This is a genomic window from Schlesneria sp., assembly GCF_036405755.1.
GTDB lineage: Bacteria > Planctomycetota > Planctomycetia > Planctomycetales > Planctomycetaceae > Schlesneria > Schlesneria sphaerica.
In genome coordinates, this window is record NZ_DASWWZ010000613.1 from 1 (window position 1) to 3,690 (window position 3,690).

The 3,690-nt window shown below is 56.4% G+C and carries 4 protein-coding genes; 3 read left to right on the forward strand and 1 reads right to left on the reverse strand.

Going from position 1 to position 3,690, the window contains the following annotated elements; genetic code table 11:
- From VGE80_RS20255 to VGE80_RS20265, 3 genes are all read left to right on the forward strand, one after another.
- Positions 1-1,310: ABC transporter permease (locus VGE80_RS20255; protein WP_440593921.1), on the forward strand; the 1,310-nt coding region annotated here is incomplete at its 5' end.
- A 67-nt stretch (positions 1,311-1,377) separates the two neighbouring features.
- Complete coding sequence (locus tag VGE80_RS20260; protein ID WP_373649890.1) at positions 1,378-2,070, forward strand: RNA polymerase sigma factor; 693 nt, start codon at positions 1,378-1,380, stop codon at positions 2,068-2,070.
- A 140-nt stretch (positions 2,071-2,210) separates the two neighbouring features.
- Entirely contained in the window at positions 2,211-2,759 is a 549-nt protein-coding gene (locus VGE80_RS20265; protein ID WP_440593922.1) for a PspA/IM30 family protein, read from the forward strand.
- A 78-nt stretch (positions 2,760-2,837) separates the two neighbouring features.
- Here VGE80_RS20265 and VGE80_RS20270 read toward each other — a convergent pair whose 3' ends face one another.
- Entirely contained in the window at positions 2,838-3,221 is a 384-nt protein-coding gene (locus VGE80_RS20270) for an STAS domain-containing protein (protein WP_397571776.1), read from the reverse strand.
- Positions 3,222-3,690 lie beyond the last annotated feature (469 nt).

Genomic DNA, 3,690 nt, shown 5'->3' on the forward strand with positions numbered 1-3,690 from the left:
CCCTGGGGCTGATGACCATGGCGGGTATCAGTCCGTTAGGGCTGTTGCTGGGGAAGTCGACGACACGTTTGTTTCAGGTTTTCCTGCTCTTGGCGGTGCAGTATCCGTTTACCCTGCTGGCGATCACGCTGGGGGGGCTGATGCCGGATCAGATCTATGCGGCGTACGCCGCGCTGCTGGCCTACACCGCGCTGCTCGCCAATATCGGGTTACTCTGCTCGGTTCTGGCCCGCCGCAGTCGGGATGCCGCTGGTCTGACGATGCTCTGGCTGGTCGGATATATCTTCGGTCCACTCTTTGCGCTGGCCGGGTATTCGGCCATCACAACCACCGGTGATCCTTTCTGGGTTCCCTGGGCTCCAGTTCTCAGTCCCATTCTGCAACTGATCTCGAAAACCAGCGTGTTTACGGAACTGTATGAGGTGACGGAGACGGGATATCAGCTTCAATGGACTCCCCAGGTGATTTCAAATCTGGCAGGCGCCGTCGCCCTGTTCGTTCTGGCCAGAATCCTCTTCCCGTTTGTGTCTCATGACATGTCGCAGGAATCGACCCATCGAATGATGGTTCCAAAAGGAGCCGGGCGTTTTCGGGTTCTTGGTACAGGTCGAGCCTGGGGGCAGGCCCTCACCTGGAAGGATTTTCACTTTATTGCGGGCGGCTGGGCGGGAATCTTGATCCGCTGCTGCTTGTATGTTGGTCTGTACTTTCTTGCCGTGGCGGCTTCTTACCCCTGGGATCAGCCTGTGGGGGGGCGGCATCTCCGGTGGGAGGACGTCACCTTCGGCTACGAATTGTTTGTTGTGCCGTTGTTTATTGCCGATTGCGCCATGTGCGCGTCGCGTATCTTTCATGACGAAATTCGCCATCAGACACTCCCCTCGCTGCTGATGCTGCCACGCAATATTAACGATGTGGTCTATTCGAAGATCTGGGGATGTCTCTTCGGTCTGTTTCCCGGGGCCATCGCAGTCGTCGCCTCGTTTTTGGTCATGCAGGGTGGTCGACGCAGTCTGTACGAGGGGATTGATGAGCCTGTCGCGTGGTGGATGGGTTTGAACTTGATCCTGCTCGTGCATCTCTGTCTGGTAATTTCGTTGTATCTGCGGTGGGGCGTCATTGCGACTGCTGCCGCGTTGACGTTTGGTTCGATGATGTTGACCACGATCTTTGCAGACATGTTCCTGCGGCCGATCAGCAGTGGTCGACCCGACGACTACTTCGTTATTCTGATATTCCCCGTGGTGCTGGCCATCGTCGGTTGCCATGTGGCTATTTTGTTGCGATTGCCCGCACTGGGCGAGAAATAGTGATGAATCGAACCGAAAGTGACTCAGCGTTGCCGGCGATCGGTCTTCACCGAAAGGACCAACACTGATGTCCCGCCCAGGAACGCGTCAGTCCAAAGAGACACGTGCCGACGAAGTCACTGATGACCAGTTGATGTATCAGCTTCAGGGAGGGGACCGTCACGCGTTCGACGAGCTGGTCCGTCGTTATCAGAACCCTCTGGCGGGATTCTTCTTTCGGCATTTACGCGACTGGCAACTGGCCGAGGATTTGACGCAGGAAACCCTGATTCGGGTCCACTCGACGGCGTGGGATTACCTGCCCCGAGGTTGTTTCAAAGGTTGGATGTTCCGGATCGCCCGCAATTTGATGATCGACAGCACCCGGCGGCGATCTCACGACGCTCTGGTGAACGCGTCTCGTACACAGCGGCCCCGTGATGACGAGGATGACATTCTCGAACGGCTGGCGGGCGATTTTGTCCTGCCCGAAGACAAAGCGGATCAGAACGAGTTCGCTCAGATCGTCGGAGACCTGCTGCAGAAAATTCCCGAGGAACAGCGGCTGACATTCATGATGCATCACTTTTCGGGGCTTAGCCTTCCAGAAGTGGCTGACGCCATGGAAGCAAATTTACCGACAACCAAGAGTCGACTTCGCCTGGCCCGCGAAAAATTGCGTGAGCTTCTGGCTGAGAGGGGAATTCTTAATCCGGCTGATCTCGAAACGCGTAATGGAGATCGCGACGTCGAGGTTCCGCAGAACCTGCTTGAGAAATGAGGATGCAGACCAGAATTTCAGTTCCGTATCGATAAAAATGAGACGTCATGCTGATCCAGCGTGCGACGAATTGCGTTAGGCCCAGGATGATCCCATTCGAACAAGTGGCCGGTAATCCGGCTGTGGAGTAGAGATACAAGATGAGTTATTTCAGCCGTCTGACCGACATTGTCACGTGTAATCTCTCACACTTGCTTGCAGAAGCTGCGGACCCTGCAGCAGCGATTGTCGAGATTATCAAAGAAATGGAGGAAGGACTCACCGGGGCTCAACGCAGCGTCCGGACGGCTCGGGCTTCGGAAGAGACTTTGCGGCAAGAGATTGACGCACATCGTGTTCAGGTCGAAATGTGGACGGCCAAGGCCAGAGAGCACCTGCAGTCGGGGGCGGAAGCGGATGCTCGCCAGTCGCTGCTGCGTAAACGGGAAGTCGAAGACCTTATCGCCGGTTTGGCGCAACAGCACGAAGCCGCCATCAAGTACTCTGAGCACCTCGCTACCATGCAGCGTGCGCTTGAAGCCCGGCTGGCAGACGCTTTGCGACGTCGCGATGAGATGGGAGTCGATCGATCGGATTCCGAGACAAATGTCCCGCGGTACCTCAGGGTCCCCACTGCCCCTGATGTCAGTGACCTGCATCGGGAAATTGATGATGAGCTCGAAGTATTGCGAAAGCAGATCAGCGGTTGATTGATCGCGATCGGAATGAACTGCTGCAGGCTGGTCTGGCCAGGGGGGCCCGGCGATCTATCCACGACGCCGGGCGGTTCACACGGATTCGGCCTGTGGGTCAGTGGCAGGTTCGTAGAACGATTGTCGTGCGAATTCCAGGTCGCCGTAAATGTCCAGCAGCTTATCTATGCGGACAAGACGTAATATCTGCATCACCGTCCCTTGGATGGCTGCCAGCTTTACAGTCCCTCCTTTTCTTGCCAGTCGTGCTTTCAGTGCGACCAATGCTCCGATTCCCACGCTGGAAATAAAGCCCATGTAGCGGCAATCAATAATGAATTTGGTGAAGCCTGCATCGAGATGGGTCTGGAGCTGACGCTCAAATTCCGGGGTTGAAATGGAATCCAGGTCCCCGCGCAAGACGATGGCCAGGATGTCACCATCGATGATCTCGGACTGGAAAGAAACATCGGAACCCATGATTGCAACCCGCTCGAGTGAATTCGCGATTTGACGAACGTTACGCTGGCCGCCATTAGGCCGTCGTGCTCAAGAGATTGCAACCAAAAACAGGCTGGCACTCGTCAGAACCACCTTCTCTGCGTCTAATAATCCGGTAAGCATCGATCGCCCCGACGGGGGTCGCATCGGGTGAATACCCATCCGACGGGTAGAGACTGTGGCCTGGCCCAGAGCAGGATTGCGTCCCTCCCCTGTGGGTCAGACTGTCGGTGAGACTGCCGATCCCCACGCTGTCGATGGTATCCTGCCATCTTTCGGCTGGTCCCGATTCGTCAGCGCATCATCTGACCGGTCCAACCTGACGCAATCGCTGCTCGTTTCGAACAATTCCCGTCTCTAAGGGGCATTTCATGCGAATCGGCTTCATCGCGATGAGCGGAGTTCGCGCCTGGGATCCCGAGCTGCTGGAACTGGGGCTCACGATGCC

What these genes read in the sequence shown, in the direction of transcription:
- VGE80_RS20260 (WP_373649890.1), top strand. Translation starts at nt 1,378, where the DNA reads ATGTCCCGCCCAGGAACGCGTCAGTCCAAAGAGACACGTGCCGACGAA.
- VGE80_RS20265 (WP_440593922.1), top strand. Translation starts at nt 2,211, where the DNA reads ATGAGTTATTTCAGCCGTCTGACCGACATTGTCACGTGTAATCTCTCA.
- VGE80_RS20270 (WP_397571776.1), bottom strand. Translation starts at nt 3,221, where the DNA reads ATGGGTTCCGATGTTTCTTTCCAGTCCGAGATCATCGATGGTGACATC.